The organism is Mycobacterium sp. MYCO198283 (assembly GCF_021213805.1).
Taxonomy (GTDB): Bacteria; Actinomycetota; Actinomycetes; order Mycobacteriales; family Mycobacteriaceae; genus Mycobacterium.
On the sequence record NZ_JAJQJI010000001.1, the window covers coordinates 743895 to 762552 of the forward strand.

Annotated in this window: 21 protein-coding genes; 7 read left to right on the forward strand and 14 right to left on the reverse strand. The window is 71.3% G+C overall.

Going from position 1 to position 18658, the window contains the following annotated elements:
* Positions 1–28: 28 nt before the first annotated feature.
* The 5 genes from rlmB to carD form a co-directional block, all read right to left on the reverse strand.
* Positions 29–976 carry a 23S rRNA (guanosine(2251)-2'-O)-methyltransferase RlmB gene (gene rlmB / locus LV457_RS03870; protein WP_232169103.1) on the reverse strand — a complete coding sequence of 316 codons (948 nt, stop codon included), beginning with the start codon at positions 974–976 and terminating at the stop codon, positions 29–31.
* Positions 977–1067: 91 nt separating this feature from the next.
* Positions 1068–2489: a cysteine--tRNA ligase gene (gene cysS, locus LV457_RS03875; protein ID WP_232169105.1), complete on the reverse strand. Its 1422-nt coding sequence runs from the start codon at positions 2487–2489 to the stop codon at positions 1068–1070.
* Between the two features lie 46 nt (positions 2490–2535).
* Positions 2536–3015 (reverse strand): 2-C-methyl-D-erythritol 2,4-cyclodiphosphate synthase, encoded by a 480-nt coding sequence (gene ispF, locus LV457_RS03880; protein ID WP_232169106.1) that lies wholly within the window; start codon positions 3013–3015, stop codon positions 2536–2538.
* Positions 3012–3677, reverse strand: coding sequence for a 2-C-methyl-D-erythritol 4-phosphate cytidylyltransferase (ispD, locus tag LV457_RS03885; protein WP_232169107.1), 666 nt, complete (start codon positions 3675–3677; stop codon positions 3012–3014). The genes ispF and ispD overlap by 4 nt, the downstream gene beginning before the upstream one ends.
* A 5-nt stretch (positions 3678–3682) precedes the next feature.
* Positions 3683–4171, reverse strand: coding sequence for a CarD family transcriptional regulator (gene carD / locus LV457_RS03890; protein WP_232169108.1), 489 nt, complete (start codon positions 4169–4171; stop codon positions 3683–3685).
* A 278-nt stretch (positions 4172–4449) separates the two neighbouring features.
* On the opposite strand from carD, the gene LV457_RS03895 reads away from it, so the two are divergent.
* The 3 genes from LV457_RS03895 to disA all read left to right on the forward strand — a co-directional run bounded on the left by LV457_RS03895 (position 4450) and on the right by disA (position 7606).
* Complete coding sequence (locus tag LV457_RS03895) at positions 4450–5043, forward strand: hypothetical protein (RefSeq protein WP_232169109.1); 594 nt, start codon at positions 4450–4452, stop codon at positions 5041–5043.
* A gap of 68 nt (positions 5044–5111) precedes the next feature.
* Positions 5112–6506 (forward strand): DNA repair protein RadA, encoded by a 1395-nt coding sequence (gene radA, locus LV457_RS03900; protein WP_232169110.1) that lies wholly within the window; start codon positions 5112–5114, stop codon positions 6504–6506.
* Entirely contained in the window at positions 6503–7606 is a 1104-nt protein-coding gene (gene disA / locus LV457_RS03905; RefSeq protein WP_232169112.1) for a DNA integrity scanning diadenylate cyclase DisA, read from the forward strand. Before radA ends, disA begins: the two co-directional genes overlap by 4 nt.
* Positions 7607–7612: 6 nt before the next feature.
* Here disA and LV457_RS03910 read toward each other — a convergent pair whose 3' ends face one another.
* Both LV457_RS03910 and LV457_RS03915 read right to left on the reverse strand, forming a co-directional pair.
* The gene (locus LV457_RS03910; RefSeq protein ID WP_232169113.1) at positions 7613–8383 is read right to left on the reverse strand and encodes a hypothetical protein; all 771 of its coding nucleotides are present in this window, start codon (positions 8381–8383) and stop codon (positions 7613–7615) included.
* Between the two features lie 63 nt (positions 8384–8446).
* Positions 8447–9067: a carbonic anhydrase gene (locus tag LV457_RS03915; RefSeq protein WP_232169115.1), complete on the reverse strand. Its 621-nt coding sequence runs from the start codon at positions 9065–9067 to the stop codon at positions 8447–8449.
* On the opposite strand from LV457_RS03915, the gene LV457_RS03920 reads away from it, so the two are divergent.
* Positions 9066–10001 (forward strand): A/G-specific adenine glycosylase, encoded by a 936-nt coding sequence (locus LV457_RS03920; protein ID WP_374198709.1) that lies wholly within the window; start codon positions 9066–9068, stop codon positions 9999–10001. The two genes, LV457_RS03915 and LV457_RS03920, sit on opposite strands and share 2 nt — an antisense overlap.
* On the opposite strand, the gene LV457_RS03925 is transcribed toward LV457_RS03920, so the two are convergent.
* Positions 9965–10921, reverse strand: a complete 957-nt coding sequence (locus LV457_RS03925; RefSeq protein WP_232169117.1) for a helix-turn-helix domain-containing protein — start codon at positions 10919–10921, stop codon at positions 9965–9967. The two genes, LV457_RS03920 and LV457_RS03925, sit on opposite strands and share 37 nt — an antisense overlap.
* 71 nt (positions 10922–10992) lie before the next feature.
* Between LV457_RS03925 and LV457_RS03930 the strand changes: the two genes are divergently transcribed.
* Positions 10993–11244 carry a hypothetical protein gene (locus LV457_RS03930; protein WP_232169118.1) on the forward strand — a complete coding sequence of 84 codons (252 nt, stop codon included), beginning with the start codon at positions 10993–10995 and terminating at the stop codon, positions 11242–11244.
* Here LV457_RS03930 and LV457_RS03935 read toward each other — a convergent pair.
* Entirely contained in the window at positions 11218–11994 is a 777-nt protein-coding gene (locus LV457_RS03935) for an alpha/beta fold hydrolase (protein ID WP_374198710.1), read from the reverse strand. The two genes, LV457_RS03930 and LV457_RS03935, sit on opposite strands and share 27 nt — an antisense overlap.
* Before the next feature lie 62 nt (positions 11995–12056).
* On the opposite strand from LV457_RS03935, the gene mhuD reads away from it, so the two are divergent.
* Together mhuD and LV457_RS03945 are read left to right on the forward strand one after the other, a co-directional pair.
* Entirely contained in the window at positions 12057–12380 is a 324-nt protein-coding gene (mhuD, locus tag LV457_RS03940; protein ID WP_232169120.1) for a mycobilin-forming heme oxygenase MhuD, read from the forward strand.
* On the forward strand, positions 12355–13704 hold the full coding sequence (locus LV457_RS03945; RefSeq protein ID WP_232169121.1) for a serine hydrolase: 1350 nt from the start codon (positions 12355–12357) through the stop codon (positions 13702–13704). The genes mhuD and LV457_RS03945 overlap by 26 nt, the downstream gene beginning before the upstream one ends.
* A gap of 14 nt (positions 13705–13718) precedes the next feature.
* On the opposite strand, the gene LV457_RS03950 is transcribed toward LV457_RS03945, so the two are convergent.
* The 5 genes from LV457_RS03950 to lsr2 form a co-directional block, all read right to left on the reverse strand.
* Positions 13719–14297 (reverse strand): histidine phosphatase family protein, encoded by a 579-nt coding sequence (locus LV457_RS03950; RefSeq protein WP_255701591.1) that lies wholly within the window; start codon positions 14295–14297, stop codon positions 13719–13721.
* A complete protein-coding gene (locus tag LV457_RS03955; RefSeq protein WP_232169123.1) occupies positions 14263–15054 on the reverse strand; it encodes a CbtA family protein in 792 nt (263 codons plus the stop codon). Before LV457_RS03955 ends, LV457_RS03950 begins: the two co-directional genes overlap by 35 nt.
* A 15-nt stretch (positions 15055–15069) precedes the next feature.
* Entirely contained in the window at positions 15070–15276 is a 207-nt protein-coding gene (locus LV457_RS03960; protein WP_232169124.1) for a CbtB-domain containing protein, read from the reverse strand.
* 213 nt (positions 15277–15489) lie between these two features.
* On the reverse strand, positions 15490–18015 hold the full coding sequence (clpC1, locus tag LV457_RS03965; RefSeq protein ID WP_232169125.1) for an ATP-dependent protease ATP-binding subunit ClpC: 2526 nt from the start codon (positions 18013–18015) through the stop codon (positions 15490–15492).
* Positions 18016–18260: 245 nt separating this feature from the next.
* Positions 18261–18611, reverse strand: a complete 351-nt coding sequence (gene lsr2, locus LV457_RS03970) for a histone-like nucleoid-structuring protein Lsr2 (RefSeq protein ID WP_232169127.1) — start codon at positions 18609–18611, stop codon at positions 18261–18263.
* Between the last annotated feature and the right edge of the window lie 47 nt (positions 18612–18658).

Below are 18658 nucleotides of genomic sequence, written 5' to 3' on the forward strand. Positions count from 1 at the left end.
CGACAGCCGGGCGATGCGCCACAGCCGGCTACTGCCGCCGCTGCCGGGCGATCTCGGCGAGCACCACACCCGCCGCCACCGACGCGTTCAGTGAATCGACCGTGCGGGCGATCGGGATGGACACCACGGCGTCGCAGTGCTCCCGCACCAGCCGCGAAAGCCCCTTGCCCTCCGACCCGACGACCACCACCAGCGGCTCGGTGCCGTCGAGATCGTCGAGCGCGGTGTCGCCGTCCGCGTCCAGTCCCACCACCCGCAGCCCCGCATCGGCGTAGTCGGCGAGCGTGCGGTTCAGGTTGGTGGCGCGCGCTACCGGCAACCGCGCTGCCGCACCGGCGCTGGTCCGCCAGGCGACCGCGGTCACCGACGCCGACCGGCGCTGCGGGATGAGCACGCCGTGCCCACCGAACGCCGCCGTCGACCGCACGATCGCCCCCAGGTTGCGGGGATCCGAGATGTTGTCCAACGCCACCACGAGCGCCGGTTCGCCCTGCCCGCGGGCCACGGCGAGCAGGTCATCGGGGTGGGCGTAGTCGTAGGGCGGCACCTGCAGCGCAATCCCCTGGTGCAGACCGTTGCTGCTCAACCTGTCGAGATCGCTGCGCGGCACCTCCAAGATGCTGATACCGGTGTCGGCCGCCAACTGAACCGACTCGGTGAGCCGCTCGTCGGCGTCGGCGCCCAACGCCACGTACAGCGCGGTCGCCGGCACGCCGGCCCGCAGGCACTCCACCACCGGGTTGCGGCCCAGCACGATCTCCGTCTCGTCGGTCTTGCGGCCCTGGCGGCGCTGCTGCGCGGTCTTGGCCGCCTTGGCCGCCCGCCTGGCCGCCGGATGGTTCGGACGCAGATGCGCCGGCGGCGTGGCGCCGCGGCCCTCCAGCCCGCGCCGCCGCACACCGCCGGACCCGACCGTCGGGCCCTTCTTGGTACCGGCCTTGCGGATCGCCCCACGCCGCCTCGAGTTGCCGGCCACTAGACGTCCCGTCGCTTCGCTCGCCCCGCTACAAATCCCCGTCGCTTCGCTCGCCCCGCTACAACACCCCGTCGCTTCGCTCGCCCTGGACTCACTTCGCGTCCCCGCTCAGCAACGACCACTGCGGCCCGTCGGCGGTGTCGGTGACGTCGATGCCCGCCCGCTTCAGCCGGTCACGGATCTCGTCGGCTTGCGCCCAATCGCGCCGCTGCCGAGCCTGCTCCCGGTGAGCCAAAGCCCACTGCACCAGCTCGTCGACCGCGGCCAGCGCAGCAGACGTCTCGTCGCGCGCGATCCAGCGGTCATCGAGCGGATCGCAGCCCAGGATGCCCATCATCGCCCGGATCGAACTCGCCTGCCGCAGCGCGGCGTCGTGGTCGCCGGCATCGAGCGCCCGGTTGCCCTCGGCGCGGGCGGCGTGCACCTCGGCGAGCGCGATCGGCACCGCGAGATCGTCGTCGAGGGCGGCCGCGAACCTCGGCGTCCACTGGCCCGGCACCACCGTGCCCACCCGGATACGCACCCGGTGCAGAAAATCCTCGACACCGGCGTAGGCCTTCGCCGCGTCGGCCAGCGCGGTTTCGGAGAACTCGAGCATCGACCGGTAGTGCGCGCTTCCCAGGTAGTAACGCAGCTCGGCGGCCCGGACCCGTTGCAGTACAGCGGGAATCGCGAGCACATTGCCCAGCGACTTGCTCATCTTCTCGCCGCCCATGGTGACCCAGCCGTTGTGCAGCCAGAAGCGCGCGAAGGCGTCGCCGGCGGCCTCGGCCTGGGCGATCTCGTTCTCGTGGTGCGGGAACACCAGATCCATACCGCCGGCGTGGATGTCGAACTCGGCGCCCAGATAGGTCTCGCACATGGCGACGCACTCGGTGTGCCAGCCGGGCCTGCCGCGGCCCCACGGCGTCGGCCAGGACGGTTCGCCGGGCTTGGCGGCCTTCCAGAGCGTGAAGTCGCGCTGGTCGCGCTTGCCCTGGGTGACGCCCTCCCCCTGGTGCACGTCGTCGATGCGGTGACCCGACAGCTTGCCGTAGTCGGGGAGGCTCAACACGTCGAAGTAGACGTCACCGTCCCCGGCGGCGTCGGCGCGATAGGCGTGGCCGCGCTCGAGCAGCCGCTCGATCAGCTCGACCATCTGGGTGATGTGCCCGGTGGCACGCGGTTCGGCGGACGGCGGCAGCACACCGAGCGCGTCGTAGGCGGCCGAGAACGCCCGCTCGAACGTGGCCGCCCACTCCCACCAGGGCCGACCGGCGTCGGCGGCCTTGTTCAGGATCTTGTCGTCGATGTCGGTGACGTTGCGGATGAACGCGACGTCGTAGCCCTTGGCCGTCAGCCAGCGGCGCAGCACGTCGAACGCCACGCCGCTGCGGACGTGACCGATGTGCGGCAGCCCCTGCACCGTGGCACCGCAGAGATAGATGGACGCGTGGCCGGCGCGCAGCGGCACGAACGGCCGCACGGCACCGGTCATGGTGTCGTGCAGCCGCAGCTCACTCGCTTGAATCACGGAGCCCGGACCATTCGCTCCGCTCACGGGAGGCCAGTTTACCGGCCTAATCGGCCTCCACCACCAGCGCGGTGGCGATCGCCGCCAGGCCCTCCCCGCGGCCCGTCAGGCCCAGCCCGTCGGTGGTGGTCGCCGACACCGACACCGGCGCCCCGAGCAGACCGGACAGCAATTGCTGCGCCTCCTCGCGCCGGGGCCCGACCTTGGGCCGATTGCCGATCACCTGCACCGCGGCGTTGCCGATGCGGAACCCGGCGCCGGCCACCAGCTCACGGACGTGAATCAGCATGTCGGCGCCCGTCACCCCGGCCCAGCGCGGCTCGCCCACGCCGAAGACCAGGCCGATGTCGCCGAGCCCGGCGGCGGACAGCAACGCGTCGCACAGCGCATGGGCCGCGACGTCACCGTCGCTGTGGCCCGCGCAGCCGTCGGCGTCGTCGAAGTGCAGCCCCAGCAGCCGGCACGGCCGCCCCGGCTCCACCGGATGCACGTCGGTCGCCAGCCCGACGCGCGGCAGTGCCGTCATCCGGCCGCCGCCAGCAGCGTCTGCGCGAGCTGCAGGTCCAGGGGGGTGGTGATCTTGAAGGCCAGCGGATCGCCCTGCACCACCTGTACCGGCACGCCGAGCGCCTCCACCGCGGCGGCGTCATCGGTGAACGTGGCGTCGCCGGCGCGCTCGTAGGCGCGGCGCAATACGTCGGCGGCAAACCCCTGCGGCGTCTGCACGGCGCGCAACCCGTCGCGCTCGGGCGTGCCGAGGACGATGCCGTTGCCGTCGACGGCCTTGACGGTGTCCGCGAGCGGCAGCGCCGGGATGACCGCCGGTTGGCCGCGGTGCAGCAGTTCGACGACGCGGGTGATGAGGGCGGGCGGCGTCAACGCCCGCGCCGCGTCGTGCACCAGCACGTAATCGGCGTCGGCCGCGGCGGCCAGGCCGGCCCGCACCGATGCGGTGCGATCGGAGCCGCCCGCCACCACGGTGGCGTGGCCGCCGAGGATCAGCTTCGCTTCGTCGGTGCGGTCGGCCGGCACCACGACCACGACGTCGTCCACGACGCCGGTGTCACGAAGCCCTGCGATGGCCCGTTCGACGAGCAATCTCCCCGCGAGCATGACGAATGCCTTCGGGCGACCGGCCCGCAGCCGGACCCCCGATCCGGCGGCGGGCACGATCGCAACCGTGCGCATGGCCGTCAGGACGCGGCGGCCAGCGCCTCGTCGAGAATGATGGCGGCCTTCGCGTCGTCGGTGTTCTCGGCGAGCGCCAGTTCGCCGACCAGGATCTGCCGGGCCTTCGCGAGCATGCGCTTCTCACCGGCGGACAGGCCGCGCTCCTGATCGCGACGCCACAGGTCGCGCACCACCTCGGCCACCTTGTTCACGTCGCCCGAGGCGAGCTTCTCCAGGTTGGCCTTGTAACGGCGGGACCAGTTGGTGGGCTCCTCGGTGTGCGGCGCCCGCAGCACCTGGAACACCTTGTCGAGACCTTCCTGGCCGACGACGTCCCGGACACCCACATACTCGGCGTTGTCGGCGGGCACCCGGACCGTCAGATCGCCTTGGGCAACCTTCAGGACGAGGTATTCCCGCGGCTCGCCCTTGATGGTTCGGGTTTCAATCGCTTCGATCAACGCAGCACCGTGATGTGGATATACAACGGTGTCTCCGACCTTGAAAATCATCAGATTCGGACCCCTTTCGCCAATCCATACTAACACGGGGCCACCGACAGGGCGGTTCAACGTTGCAGGTCAGGGGCGTGACGGGTGCTAACTGGGGGTTGACAGCCCGTCGAGAACGTGCTTACCCATCATCATTCGCGACGGCCTCCGACCGCTTCGCCCGGCGGGCCCGGGCGGCCCTGGAGTGCCGCCCGCACAGCCGACCTACTACTGTGCATAGTCGAGTCATGGCGGCCCTGGCGTCCCGCCGATCGCGCCCGTGAAGCAGGAGTAACTCCGTGAACCGCTTGCAGACCCGAGCCCCGAGATCCCGCACCGTCGCCGGCGGGCTGGCTACCGTGCTGACGGCCGCGTTGCTCGCGGGTTGCGGCGCCGGCCAGATCTCGCAGAGCGCCGATCAGAAGCCGGCCGTCAACGGCACCGGCGCGAGCGTCGGCGAGCTGCGGCTGCGTGACGTCTATCTGCAAGGCCAGCAGCGCGGCGACGCGCTACGGCCGCCGCAGCGCGTCGACCTGCGCTTCGCGGTGATCAACGACTCCGGCGTACGGGCCGACGAACTGCTCAGCGTCACCTCGGAGTACGGCGACGTGACGCTCACCGGTGAGCGCGACATCCCGGCCAACGGGCTGCTCGTGGTCGGCGCGCCCGAGCAGCTGGCGGTGCCGAAGAACGAGGGGGCCGGCTTCCGGCGCGCGGGCGACGCGACGGTGACGCTCAAGCGCGAGGTGAGCAACGGCCTGCTGTACCCGTTCACGTTCACCTTCCGGGAGGCCGGCCCGGTCGAGGTCGAGGTCCCGGTCTCGGCCGGTTACGAGGCGGAGCGGCAGGGCCCGGACTCCGACGACGGCCACACCGTCGAAGGCGCGCACTGACCCTGGCGCGGCGCCGCTAGCGGCCCTGCTCGGTAGCGGGTGTCGGACCCGCCGGTTACCGTTCCGGCGTGGCCAAGACACGCACGCAGTACCGGTGTTCGGAGTGCAGCCACGTCATGGCCAAATGGGTGGGTCGCTGTCCGGACTGCGGCACCTGGGGCACGGTCGACGAGGTTCCCGTGCTCGCCGCGCTGGGCGGTAGCGCGCAGCGGACCGTGGTGCCACGCTCGGCGGCCGTGCCCATCAGCTCCATCGATCCGGGCGAGACCAGCCACTTCCCCACCGGCGTCAGCGAACTCGACCGGGTGCTCGGCGGCGGCGTCGTGCCCGGATCGGTGACCCTGCTCGCCGGCGACCCGGGCGTCGGCAAGTCGACGCTGCTGCTCGAGGTCGCGCACCGGTGGGCGCTGGCCGGCAAGCGCGTGCTGTACCTCTCCGGCGAGGAATCGGCCGGCCAGATCCGGCTGCGGGCGGCGCGCACCGGGTGCAGCCACGACGAGGTGTACCTGGCCGCCGAATCCGATCTGCACACCGCGCTCGCGCACATCGAGGCCGTCAAGCCCACGCTGGTGATCGTCGACTCCGTGCAGACCATGTCCACCACCGACGTCGACGGCGTCACCGGCGGCGTCACCCAGGTCCGCGCGGTCACCACCGCGCTGACGTCCTTCGCGAAAACCGCCGGCGTGGCGGTGGTGCTCGTCGGCCACGTCACCAAGGACGGCGCGGTCGCCGGCCCCCGCTCGCTGGAGCATCTGGTCGACGTGGTGCTGCACTTCGAGGGCGACCGCCAGTCGGCGCTGCGCATGGTCCGCGGGCTGAAGAACCGGTTCGGGGCCGCCGACGAGGTGGGCTGCTTCCTGCTGCACGAGCAGGGCATCGAGTGCGTGGCCGACCCGAGCGGGCTGTTCCTCGACCAGCGCCCCGAGCCCGTCGCCGGCACCGCCGTCACGGTCGCGCTCGACGGCAAGCGGCCGCTCATCGGCGAGGTGCAGGCGTTGCTGCTGCGCAGCGAGCACGGCACGCCGCGCCGGGCGGTCAGCGGCATCGACCACTCCCGCGCCGCGATGATCAGCGCGGTGCTCGCCAAACGGGCCGGCATGGGATCGCTGACGTCGTGTGACATCTACCTGTCCACGGTGGGCGGCATGCGGCTCACCGACTCCTCGTCGGACCTCGCCGTGGCGATCGCGATGGCCTCGGCCTACCAGGACCGTCCGCTGCTCTCCACGACCGTGGTGATCGGCGAGGTCGGCTTGGCGGGTGATCTGCGGCGGGTGAGCGGCATGGAGCGGCGGCTGGCGGAAGCGGCCCGGTTGGGTTTCACCACCGCGCTGATCCCGCACGGTGTGAAATCGGTGCCGGACGGCATGAGTGTCATGCCGTCGAAGACGCTGAACGGCGCGCTGGCCCTGCTGCAGGAGCTCACGGCCCGGCCGTTCGCGGTGAAGGAGGGACCATGACATCCCCCGATCGCGACAGCGCACCGCGCGTGCACCCCGCGCTGCGGGACACGCTCCTGCGGCTGGCGCCGGGGACCGCGCTGCGCGACGGCCTCGAACGCATCCTGCGCGGCCGCACCGGCGCGCTGATCGTCCTGGGCTACGACGAGCGCGTCGAGGCCATCTGCGACGGCGGCTTCTCGCTCGACGTGCGGTTCGCGCCCACCCGGCTGCGGGAGCTGGCGAAGATGGACGGCGCGCTGGTGCTGTCCACCGACGGCTCGCGGATCGTGCGGGCCAACGTGCAGCTGGTGCCCGACCCGTCGATCCCCACCGACGAATCCGGCACCCGGCACCGCTCGGCGGAACGCACCGCCATCCAGACGGGCTATCCGGTGGTGTCGGTGAGCCACTCGATGAGCATCGTGACCGTCTACGTCGCCGGGGAGCGCCACGTCGTCGCGGACTCGGCGACCATCCTGAGCCGCGCCAACCAGGCGGTCGCCACGCTGGAACGGTACAAGAGCCGGCTCGACGAGGTCAGCCGCCAGCTGTCGGCGGCCGAGATCGAGGACTTCGTGACGCTGCGCGACGTCATGACGGTGGTGCAGCGGCTGGAGATGGTGCACCGCATCAGCCTGGAGATCGAGGAGCACGTCGTCGAGCTCGGCACCGACGGCCGCCAGCTGCGGCTGCAGCTCGAGGAGCTGGTGACGGGCAACGACACCGCCCGCGAGCTGATCGTCCGCGACTACCACGCCCATCCCGACGCCCCGGACTCCGAGCTCGTCGCCAGCACGCTCGAACAGCTCGACCAGCTCTCGGACACCGACCTGCTGGACCTCACCACGCTGTCGCGGGTCTTCGGCTATCCGTCGACCGCCGAGGCGCAGGACTCCGCCGTCAGCTCCCGCGGCTACCGCGCGATGGCCGGTATCCCGCGCCTGCAGTTCGCCCACGTCGACCTGCTGGTGAAATCGTTCGGGTCGCTGCAGGGACTGCTCGCGGCCAGCGCCGCCGACCTGCAGTCGGTGGACGGCATCGGCGCGATGTGGGCCCGCCACATCCGGGAGGGCCTGTCGCAGCTCGCCGAGTCGACCATCGCCGACCGGATCCGCTGACCGCCGCTAGTTGCCCTGCGCGGGTGCCGGCTCGGCGGGCGGGCCGGCCTGGGCCGGGGCGGGCTGTTCGGCGGCCGGCGCCGGGTCGGCCATGACGAACGGCACCGCCGACGAGCGCAGGTTGCCCAGCTGCACCACCAGGTTGTAGGTGCCGGCGCCGATCGGCTGCCGCGGCAGCGGGCACTCGGGCGCCGAACCCATGCCGGTCCAGGTGACCTCGGTGGTCACCTGCTCGCCCGGGTTGAAGGTGCGGACCAGCGTCTCGTTGGACGGCGCACAGTCGAGGTTCGACCACAGCCGCTTGTTGTCCAGCGAGTAGACGTAGGCCGCCAGGACCGCCGCGCCGACATCGCGCTTACAGGCCACCAGCCCGATGTTGGTGACGACCATCGTGAACTTCGGCTGGTCACCGACGGTGTACTGCGGTTTGCTGGTCAGGCCCTTGACGGCCAGCGTCGAGTCGGGGCAGTCATCACCGGGGTTCAGGACCGGCGGTGGCGTCACCGCGGCGGTCGGGGTGGGCGACGGCGGCGGCAGTTCGGCGGGCGGCGGCAGGACCGGCGATTTGACCTCGGCCTGCGGCGGGGGCCCGGAGGACGACGACGGGGTCGCCGTGTCGGCGGTGTTCGTGGTGTCGCCGCCGGAACCGCTGGCCGCGAAACCGATGACGATCACCACGACGGCGATCACCACGACCGCGGCGACGCCGATGGCCAGCGCGCGACGCCGTCGGTAGATTTCCGGCGGCAGCGGGCCTTGCGGTTCCAGATCCAGCACGAATTAAACGGTAAGGCCAGCTCACCGCCGAACGGCCGACCGCGCCCGGCGTGTCGCCTCCGGTCAGGACTCGCCGACGTCGCCGACGACGTCGCGGCGCGTCACCCGGCCGTCGGCCAGGTGGTAGGTCGCCCCGACGATCGCCAGCGTGCCCGCGGCGACCCCGTCGGCGATCGCGGCGGACCGTTCGGCGAGTTGCGCCGCGGTCTCCGAGACGTGCCGTGCCTCGAATTCGTCGACCCGGCTCAGGCCGTCGCGGCGCCCGCCGAGGATCGACGGTGTCACGCGCTCCACCACGTCGCGGACGTAGCCGCCGGGCACGATGCCGTCATCGATCGCCGACAGCGTGGCCTTGACCGCCCCGCAGCTGTCGTGGCCCAGGACGACGATCAGCGGCACGTCGAGGACCGTGACGGCGAACTCGACCGAGCCGAGCACCGCCGAGTCGATGACGTGGCCGGCGGTGCGGACGACGAACATGTCGCCCAGACCCTGGTCGAAGATGATCTCGGCGGCGACCCGGCTGTCGGCGCAGCCGAACACCACCGCGGTGGGGTGCTGACCGGACGCCAGGCTCGCCCGGTGCTCGATGCCCTGGCTGGGATGCTCGGGCTTTCCGGCAACGAAGCGCTCGTTACCCTCCTTGAGTGCCTTCCAAGCTGACGTGGGACTCGTATTGGGCATGGCCGATATTGTGCCCGAGCCGGCGATGACGATCAGCGCGGGTGACCTGATCGGTTGGTTCGACCGCGAGGCGCGCGACCTGCCGTGGCGGCGGCCCGGCGTGACCGCGTGGCAGATCCTGGTCAGCGAGTTCATGCTGCAGCAGACGCCGGTCGCCCGGGTCGCGCCGATCTGGACCGAGTGGGTGGCGCGCTGGCCCACCCCGTCGGCGACCGCCGCCGCCGGCGCCGCCGACGTGCTGCGCGCCTGGGGGCGGCTGGGCTATCCGCGCCGGGCCAAGCGGCTGCACGAGTGCGCCACGGTGATCGCCCGCGAGCACGGCGACGTGGTGCCCACCGACGTCGAGACCCTGCTGACGCTCCCGGGCGTCGGCGCCTACACCGCCCGCGCCGTCGCGTGCTTCGCCTACCGGCAGCCGGTGCCGGTGGTGGACACCAACGTGCGACGGGTGATCGCGCGGGCGGTGCATGGTCGCGCCGACAGTCCGGCGAGCGCGCGCGACCTCGTCGACGCGGCCGCCTTACTACCCGAACCCGATGTCGCGCAACGGTTTTCGGCCGCGCTGATGGAGTTGGGCGCGGTGGTGTGCACCGCGCGGTCGCCGCGCTGCGGCGGGTGCCCGCTGCTGCGCAGCTGCGCCTGGCGTGCCGCCGGCCGTCCCGCCGCCGACACCCCGGCGCGGCGGCCCCAGCGCTATGCGGGCACCGACCGCCAGGTCCGCGGCCGGCTGCTGGAGGTGCTGCGCATCAGCGACGTTCCGGTGCCGCGTGAGCGCCTCGACGTCGTCTGGCTCACCGACCCCGCGCAACGCGACCGCGCGCTCGACTCACTGCTGGTCGACGGGCTCGTCGAGCAGACCCCCGACGGCCGCTTCGCGCTGTGCGGCGAAGGCGAACCTCAGGCCACCGAGCCGCAGGCGAAGCTGCGCCGGTAGTCCGACGGGGTGACGCCGATGATGCGGCGGAAGTGGTGGCGCAGCAGCGTCGCCGAGCCGAAGCCCGACCGCTCGGCGATGCGGTCGATGTCGAGGTCGGTCTCCTCGAGCAGCCGCCGGGCGTAGAGCACCCGCTGGTCGGTCACCCACTGCATGGGGGTGCGGCCGGTCTCCTCGACGAAGCGCCGCGCGAACGTGCGGGCGGACATGTTGGCGCGTTTCGCCAAGGTGGCCACCGTGTGCGGCTTGTCGAGGTTGGCGAGCAGCCAGTCGAGATGCGGCGCAAAGCCCTCCGAACAGCGGACCGGGATCGGCTGGTCGATGTACTGGCGCTGCCCGCCGTCCCGCTGCGGCGGCACGACCATCCGGCGGGCGATCTTGTTGGTGATCGCGCTGCCCAGTTCCCGACGCACCAGGTGCAGGCAGGCGTCGATGCCCGCGGCCGTGCCCGCGCTGGTGATGAGGTTGCCGTCGTCGACGAACAGCACGTCGCGGTCGACCTTGGCCGTCGGATAGCGCGCCGCGAGCTCGTCGGTGTACATCCAGTGCGTCGTACACCGCCGGCCGTCGAGCAGTCCGGCCGCGCCGGCGACGAACGCGCCCGAGCACACGGTGAGGATGATCGACCCCGACGCGGCCGCCTCGCGCAGCGCCGCCAGCGCGGGTTCGGGGAAGTCGCGGCCGCCGATCGCCGGTACCGCGACGAGGTCCGAGCCGGGAAGGTGGCTGACGTCGCATTCCGGGATCAGCTGCGCGCCGACCGAGGTGCGGATGGGTGCTCCGGCTCGCGGCCCGCACACGCTGAAGTCGAAGTTCGGGACGCCGTCGGCGGACCGGTCGATGCCGAACACCTCGCAGATGACCCCGAACTCGAAGACCGCCAGGTTGTCGAGCACCAGCGCGGACACCGTTTTCAGCATGGCAGCATTTTATCGCAGCGGGTCTCTACTGCCACTGTTGGCGCCGATCGGTGCGTCGAAGACTTGCTGCCATGAACACCCTGGTTGCGCTCCTGGTTCTCGTTGCCCCGTTCGGCATCACCTACGCGTTGAGCCGGCTGGCCCGCCGCGACGGTGTGCTGCGCGTGCACCGCGGCCAGTTCACGGTGTCGGCCCCGATGACGGGCCGGCTGTTCGACGACCCGGACAGGCGCCGGCTGGCCCACGAGCTCGACGCCATCCGCACGCGCTTCGAGACCCAGCCCGCCTGGCCGGTGTCAGGGGCGACGGGTGAACGGCGCTAGGAAGTCGGTGACCTCGCGGCGGTAGGCGTCGGGCGCCTCGTCGTGCACCAGATGCCCGGCGTCGATCAGGCGGTAACTGCTGGCAGCGCTGAGCTCGTGCATGCGCCGCAGCTGGCCCGGCGGCGTCACCGACACCTCCGCCTCGATCAGCAACGTCGGCGCCTGCACCCGCGCCCACTGCTCCCAGTAGTCGCGGCGGCCCCACTCGGCGGCGATCTCGACCCAGCGGCTGACGTGGCCGTGCAATCGCCACCCGGTGGGCGTGCGGTCGAAGGCCGCCAGGAAGTACCGGCCGGCGACCGGCCCGAACACGTCGAACACCGCCTGTGCCGTGCGGAACTCCTCCGGCAGCGCTTCGAGCCACGGCTCCCACGGCCCGGTGGTGCGGCCCCGGAAGTCCGGCGCCATGTCCTCCACCACCAGCGCCCGCACCAGTTCCGGCGCCTCGGCGGCCAGGCACCACGCGTGCAGACCGCCCATCGAATGGCCGACCAGCACGGCGGGCTCCCCGACCTCGGCCACCGCGTCGGCGAGGTCGGCGACGAACGACTCGGTGGTCACCGGCCGGTCGTCGGCGACGTCGCGGCCGCGGTGCCACGGCGCGTCGTAGGTGAACACCGCACCCAGCGCCGTCAGCCACGGCAGCTGCCGGGACCAGGTGCTGCCCCGCCCCATCAGTCCGTGCACCAAGACGATCGGCACGCCGGCCCCGCCGCGGGGCGTCAGCAGTGAACCGGCCACGGCAGCCATCTTGCCCTGCGCGCACCCGCAGCCGGGAGGTGTCGGGCCGCCGTCGCGGTAGCCTGAAGGCCATGTCGAGCCCCGTGGTGAAGATCAACGCAATCGAGGTACCGCCCGACGCGGGCCCGGAGCTGGAGAAGCGGTTCGCCCACCGCGCGCACGCCGTGGACAACCAGCCCGGCTTCCTCGGCTTCCAGTTGCTGCGCCCGGTGAAGGGCGAGAACCGCTACTTCGTCGTCACGCAGTGGGAGTCGGAGGAGGCGTTCCAGGCGTGGGCGCAGGGTCCGGCGATCGCCGCGCACGCCGGGGAGCGCGCGAACCCGGTGGCCACCGGTGCGTCGCTGCTGGAGTTCGAGGTCGTACTCGACGTTGCCGGGACCACTTCCGCGTCGTAGGCGGCGACGGCCCCGGCCGGGTGTCGCGGCGCTGCTCGCCGTCGCCGTCGCCCTCACCGGCTGCGAAGCGCCCGCCGCCTCCCTGGCGCCCACCACCAGCGCGCCGATCAGCACCAACACTCCGCAGGGGCTGCGCGCCAAGCAGATCGTCGACATGCTCAACTCCGATTGGCCGATCGGGGAGAACGGGGTCAAGACGCTGGCCGCGCCGGACATGGTCCAGCCGATCAGCAGGTTGATGGACGGCCTGTGGTGGGACCGCCCGTACACCGTCTCCAGCGTCGACGTCGGCGCCGGGACCGCCACGCTGCACCTGCGGACGTCGTTCGGCGGCCACCAGGTCATCACCATCGCACTCGACGGCGACCGCATGGTGCGCCGCTTCCAGCCCACACTCGAGCGCCCGGTCGTGCGGTCGTGGGAGGACGTCGACGCGACGCTGCGCGAGACCGGCGCCCGCTACGCCTACCAGGTGGCCAAGGTCGACGACGGCCGCTGCGAGCGGGTCGCCGGCACCAACACGTCGCTGTCGCTGCCGCTGGCGTCGATCTTCAAGATGTATGTGTTGCTCGCCGTCGCCGACGCCGTCACCCACGGCACGCTGCGGTGGACCGACCAGCTCACGATCACCGCCGAAGCAAAGGCACTCGGCTCGTCGGGCTTCGACAAGCTCGCCCCCGGCACCAAGATCAGCGTCCGTACCGCCGCCGAGAAGATGATCTCGACCAGCGACAACATGGCGACCGACCTGCTGATCGCGCGGCTGGGTCCGGGTGCGGTCGAGCGCGCGCTGGTGGCGGCGGGCCACCACGACCCGGCGAGCATGACGCCGTTCCCGACGATGCACGAGATCTTCTCGGTCGGCTGGGGCACGCCCGACGTGCGGGAGCGGTGGAAGGCCGCCGACCACGCCGGCCGGGTCGCCCTGCTGCGCGAAACCGACTCCCGCCCCTACCGGCCGGACCCGGAGCGCACGACCACCCCGGCGTCCACAATCGGCGCGGAGTGGTACGGCAGCCCCGAGGACATCTGCCGGCTGCACGCCGCGCTGCAGCGCTCGGCGGTGGGCAAGGCGGCGCCGGTGCGCGACATCATGTCCGCGGTCCCGGGCATCGACCTCGACCGCGCGGCCTGGCCCTACATCGGCGCCAAGGCCGGCAACCTGCCCGGGGACCTGACCTTCAGCTGGTACGTCGAGGACCGCACCGGCCAGCCGTACGTCGTGAGCTTCCAGCTGAACTGGCCCCGCTATCACGGGCCGAGCGCCGGTGGGTGGCTGATGTCCATCATCACCCAGGCCTTCGCCCTCATCACCCCGAGATAGCAGGCCGGCGCGGCTCAGCCGGTGAAGCGCAGGGTCCAGCCGCGGGCTCGGCGGTGCAGCAGCGTGCGGGTGGCGGGGGCGACGTCGATGCGCCAGAAGGACGCCGGCGGCGCGTCGAGCGCGACGAGCACGGCCGCGCGGACGACCGCCGGATGCGTCACCGCCACCACCCGCGCCCCTTCGCCGGCGACCGCGTCGAGCCAGCACCGCACCCGCTCGATCACGTCGAGCACCGACTCGCCGCCGTGCGGCGCGCCGCCCGGATCGGTGAGCCACACCGCCAGGTCGCCGGGCGGCACGCGCTCGAGCGCCAGGCCCCGCCACCGCCCGGCGTCGAGATCGGCCAGCCGCGGCTCCACCGCCGGCGACAACCCCAGCACCTGCGCGGTCTGCACCGCCCGCCGCTCCGGCGCCGCGAGCGCCAGCTCGAAGCGCCCGACCTCCAATTCCGCCGCCCGGCGTCGGCCGGCGGCGGTGAGGGGCTCGTCGACGGGGAACCGGCCGGCAGCGGTGGCGTCGGTCATGCCGTGCGACACCAGCGTCAGCCGGGCGACCCCGTCAGGCGTCGACGGTCTGGGCCCGCCGCGAGGCATGCTCGCCGAGGAGCCGGGCCGACAGCGCCGCGAACACCAGGCCGATCGCGGTCCACAGCACGACCTGCGTGCCCAGCGAATACAGTCGGAAATCGTAGAGATCGTCGGCGGGGAAACCGTCGAACACGATGGTTCCGCGCTCGTCGCGCAGCGGTCCGGGCGTCTCGTCGACGGTCGGCAGCACCAGCAGCAGCGCGGCGATCACCGCCGTGTAGGCGCCGAGCCCGGCCAGCGTGGCGTTCCACGCGCCGAGCCGCGGCGCCAGCCGCCGACCGAGCCACAGCGCGCCGACCGCCAGCGCCACCGAGAGCACCGTCAGCAGCACGTAGAGCAGGGTCCGCTGTCGCAGCGTCTCGTCCAGGCTGACCGCCGGCGGGTTCGGCGGATACTTGAGGAACGGCACCAAGTAAACCGAGACGAAGGCGCCCGCGGCGAGCACCACCGACAGACCCCGCGCGCCCAGCCCGCCGAGGCGGCCGTAGAGCACCGCGAACGCCACGGCGAACAGTGCACCCATCGCGAGGCTGAACAGCAGCAGGCCGAAACCGAGCCCCACGGTGGACTGCACGCCGCGGGTGAACAACTCGACACCGTGCTCGTGGCCGCCGTGCTCGGCCTCGTGGGCCGCGGTGACGCCGTCCTCGTAGGCGATGGCACGCTCGATCACGGGCTCGACGAAGATGCGGGCGAAGCAAAAGGCGAGCACCCCGGCGACCGCGCCGGCGACGAGGCCGCGCGCGATGATCCGCTTTTCCATGATCGGCCGACCCGCCTAGTGGCAGGGGAAGCCGAGCAGGTGCCGCGCGTCATGGACGAACTCGTGGATGTAGGTGTTGCTGCCGAACACCGACGTCGCACCCTGGTCCAGGCCGACGAAGTACAGCGTCAGCAGCGCGAGGAACGCGGTGCCGGCGAGCCACAGCGCCGCGCGCGCCGCAGACAGGTCGAGCGGACGCGCGAGGGCTTGGGTTTCGGCCATGTCTGGTCCTTTCCGGGATGTCGCGTCCCGATGGGTGAGGCGGGACGAGGCCAGGTCTGACTGTGAACAGTGGCGCGACCGTCCTGGATTCTCACCAGGTTCTGGCATCCGTCCTCCGATGACAGGCCGGAGCCTATCACCGGGTCAGCGGCCCCGAACGCGACTCGGGCGGCCACCCGCGAAGGGTGACCGCCCGAGGTCGTCGTGCCGGGACTACTCGGCGGACGTGCCGGCCTGCGCCAGATCCGGCTCGATCGCCGCACGCTTCGGACCACCGGAGAAGGTGAACCGGGCGTCCTCGCCGGCGCCGGTGCCGTCCCAGTTCTCGACGTCGACCGTGACCAGCTGGCCTGGACCGACCTCCTCGAACAGGATCTTCTCGCTCAACGCGTCCTCGATCTCCCGCTGGATGGTGCGGCGCAGCGGCCGCGCACCCAGCACCGGATCGAAGCCGCGCTTGGCCAGCAACGCCTTGGCGTTGTCGGTGAGCTCCAGCTCCATGTCCTTGGTCTTGAGCTGCTTGGCGACCCGGCCGATCATCAGGTCGACCATCTTGATGATCTCGTCCTGCGTCAGCTGGTGGAACACGATGATGTCGTCGATGCGGTTGAGGAACTCCGGGCGGAAGTGCTTCTTCAGCTCGTCGTTCACCTTGAGCTTCATCCGCTCGTAGTTGTTCTCGCCGCCACCCTGGGTGAAGCCCAGCCCGACCGCCTTGGAGATGTCCGACGTGCCGAGGTTCGAGGTGAAGATCAGCACGGTGTTCTTGAAGTCGACCGTGCGGCCCTGGCCGTCGGTGAGGCGGCCGTCCTCGAGCACCTGCAGCAGCGTGTTGTAGATCTCCTGATGCGCCTTCTCGATCTCATCGAACAGCACCACACTGAACGGCTTGCGACGCACCTTTTCGGTGAGCTGACCGCCCTCCTCGTAGCCGACGTAGCCCGGCGGGGCGCCGAACAGCCGCGAGGCGGTGAAGCGGTCGTGGAACTCGCCCATGTCGATCTGGATGAGCGCGTCATCGTCGCCGAACAGGAAGTTCGCCAGCGCCTTGGACAGCTCGGTCTTACCGACGCCGGACGGGCCGGCGAAGATGAACGAGCCCGACGGGCGCTTGGGGTCCTTCAGGCCGGCGCGGGTGCGGCGGATGGCCTTCGAGACCGCCTTGACGGCGTCCTCCTGACCGATGATCCGCTTGTGCAGCTCCTCCTCCATGCGCAGCAGCCGAGTCGTCTCCTCCTCGGTCAGCTTGAACACCGGGATGCCGGTCCAGTTGCCCAGCACCTCGGCGATCTGCTCGTCGTCGACTTCGGCGACCACGTCCAGATCACCGGAGCGCCACTGCTTCTCCCGTTCGGCGCGCTGCGCGACGAGGCTCTTCTCCTGATCGCGTAGCCGCGCGGCCTTCTCGAAGTCCTGCGCGTCGATCGCGGACTCCTTCTCCCGACGCGCCTCGGCGATCTTCTCGTCGAACTCGCGCAGGTCGGGCGGCGCCGTCATCCGGCGGATGCGCATGCGCGCCCCGGCCTCGTCGATCAGGTCGATCGCCTTGTCCGGCAGGAACCGGTCGTTGATGTAGCGGTCGGCCAGCGTCGCGGCGGCCACCATCGCCGAGTCGGTGATGGAGACGCGGTGGTGCGCCTCGTACCGGTCGCGGAGCCCCTTGAGGATCTCGATGGTGTGCTCGACGGTCGGCTCGCCCACCTGGACCGGCTGGAAGCGGCGCTCCAGCGCGGCGTCCTTCTCGATGTACTTGCGGTACTCGTCGAGCGTGGTGGCGCCGATGGTCTGCAGCTCCCCGCGGGCCAGCTTCGGCTTGAGGATGGAAGCGGCGTCGATCGCGCCCTCGGCGGCACCGGCCCCGACCAGCGTGTGCAGCTCGTCGATGAACAGGATGATGTCGCCGCGGGTGTTGATCTCCTTGAGCACCTTCTTCAGGCGCTCCTCGAAGTCGCCGCGGTAGCGGCTGCCGGCGACCAGCGAACCCAGGTCCAGCGTGTAGAGCTGCTTGTCCTTCAGCGTCTCGGGGACCTCGCCGTGCACGATCGCCTGCGCCAAGCCTTCGACGACGGCGGTCTTGCCGACGCCGGGCTCGCCGATCAGCACCGGGTTGTTCTTGGTGCGGCGGGAGAGCACCTGCATGACCCGCTCGATTTCCTTCTCGCGGCCGATGACGGGATCGAGCTTGCCCTCCATGGCTGCCGCGGTCAGGTTGCGGCCGAACTGGTCGAGCACCAGCGACGTCGACGGGTTGCCGGACTCGCCGCCGCGGCCACCGGTGCCGGCCTCCGCGGTCTCCTTGCCCTGATAGCCGGAGAGCAGCTGGATGACCTGCTGGCGCACCCGCGTCAGCTCGGCGCCCAACTTGACCAGCACCTGCGCGGCGACGCCCTCACCCTCGCGGATGAGGCCGAGCAGGATGTGCTCGGTGCCGATGTAGTTGTGGCCGAGCTGCAGCGCCTCGCGCAGGCTGAGCTCCAACACCTTCTTGGCGCGCGGCGTGAAGGGGATGTGACCGGACGGGGCCTGCTGGCCCTGGCCGATGATCTCCTCGACCTGGCTGCGCACGCCCTCCAGGGAGATGCCGAGCGACTCCAGCGACTTGGCGGCTACGCCCTCGCCTTCGTGGATGAGTCCCAGCAGGATGTGCTCGGTCCCGATGTAGTTGTGGTTGAGCATCCTGGCTTCTTCTTGAGCCAGCACGACGACCCGTCGGGCACGGTCGGTAAATCTTTCGAACATCGGTGGTTACCTGCTCTCCCTCACCTGGGCAGCGGCGCCTACCGCTGACCTGCCGTCCACTGTAATGGGCGGCTCTGCTCGCCGTCCTGCGGCAGCGGGGGCGCCACCACATCGGCGCACCGCCCCACGTGCGGCTCGTACTGCACAAACGCCTCGGCACCGGGATTCGTTTCCCGGTGCCGAGGTATTCCCGTTCGCCGCTGGCGAAAACTCGCCACCGGGGGCCGGCGAGGCCGGTGCTGGAACTAGGTCGCCGCGTGGAAGGCGTCGATGACGTCGGCCGGGATGCGGCCGCGGGTCGAGACGTTGTGACCGTTGCGGCGGGCCCACTCGCGGATGGCGGCGCTCTGCTCGCGATCGATGGCGCCGCGCCCGCGACCACTTCCGCTGCCCGACGAGCCGCGGCCCCGGCGCCTGCCGCCGACCCGCCGGCCGTGGTCGACCCATTTCTTCAGGTCGTTGCGGAGCTTGTCGGCATTCTTCGAAGAAAGGTCGATCTCGTAGCTCACGCCGTCGAGGCCGAATTCGACGGTCTCGTCGGCGGGCGCCTCGCCGTCGAAATCGTCCACCAACGTCACGGTTACCTTCTTGGCCACGATTTACTCTCTTTCTTCAAGAACGCGCTGGTGCCGCCCGGGTATTG

Excerpts from the sequence above, each read along its gene's own strand:
- ispF (WP_232169106.1), bottom strand. The coding sequence starts at position 3,015 with ATGACGGCACTGCCGCGCGTCGGGCTGGCGACCGACGTGCATCCGGTG.
- ispD (WP_232169107.1), bottom strand. The coding sequence starts at position 3,677 with ATGCGCACGGTTGCGATCGTGCCCGCCGCCGGATCGGGGGTCCGGCTG.
- carD (WP_232169108.1), bottom strand. The coding sequence starts at position 4,171 with ATGATTTTCAAGGTCGGAGACACCGTTGTATATCCACATCACGGTGCT.
- disA (WP_232169112.1), top strand. The coding sequence starts at position 6,503 with ATGACATCCCCCGATCGCGACAGCGCACCGCGCGTGCACCCCGCGCTG.
- LV457_RS03920 (WP_374198709.1), top strand. The coding sequence starts at position 9,066 with ATGGCCGATATTGTGCCCGAGCCGGCGATGACGATCAGCGCGGGTGAC.
- LV457_RS03915 (WP_232169115.1), bottom strand. The coding sequence starts at position 9,067 with ATGCCCAATACGAGTCCCACGTCAGCTTGGAAGGCACTCAAGGAGGGT.
- LV457_RS03925 (WP_232169117.1), bottom strand. The coding sequence starts at position 10,921 with ATGCTGAAAACGGTGTCCGCGCTGGTGCTCGACAACCTGGCGGTCTTC.
- LV457_RS03930 (WP_232169118.1), top strand. The coding sequence starts at position 10,993 with ATGAACACCCTGGTTGCGCTCCTGGTTCTCGTTGCCCCGTTCGGCATC.
- LV457_RS03935 (WP_374198710.1), bottom strand. The coding sequence starts at position 11,994 with ATGGCTGCCGTGGCCGGTTCACTGCTGACGCCCCGCGGCGGGGCCGGC.
- mhuD (WP_232169120.1), top strand. The coding sequence starts at position 12,057 with ATGTCGAGCCCCGTGGTGAAGATCAACGCAATCGAGGTACCGCCCGAC.
- LV457_RS03950 (WP_255701591.1), bottom strand. The coding sequence starts at position 14,297 with ATGCCTCGCGGCGGGCCCAGACCGTCGACGCCTGACGGGGTCGCCCGG.
- LV457_RS03955 (WP_232169123.1), bottom strand. The coding sequence starts at position 15,054 with ATGGAAAAGCGGATCATCGCGCGCGGCCTCGTCGCCGGCGCGGTCGCC.
- LV457_RS03960 (WP_232169124.1), bottom strand. The coding sequence starts at position 15,276 with ATGGCCGAAACCCAAGCCCTCGCGCGTCCGCTCGACCTGTCTGCGGCG.
- clpC1 (WP_232169125.1), bottom strand. The coding sequence starts at position 18,015 with ATGTTCGAAAGATTTACCGACCGTGCCCGACGGGTCGTCGTGCTGGCT.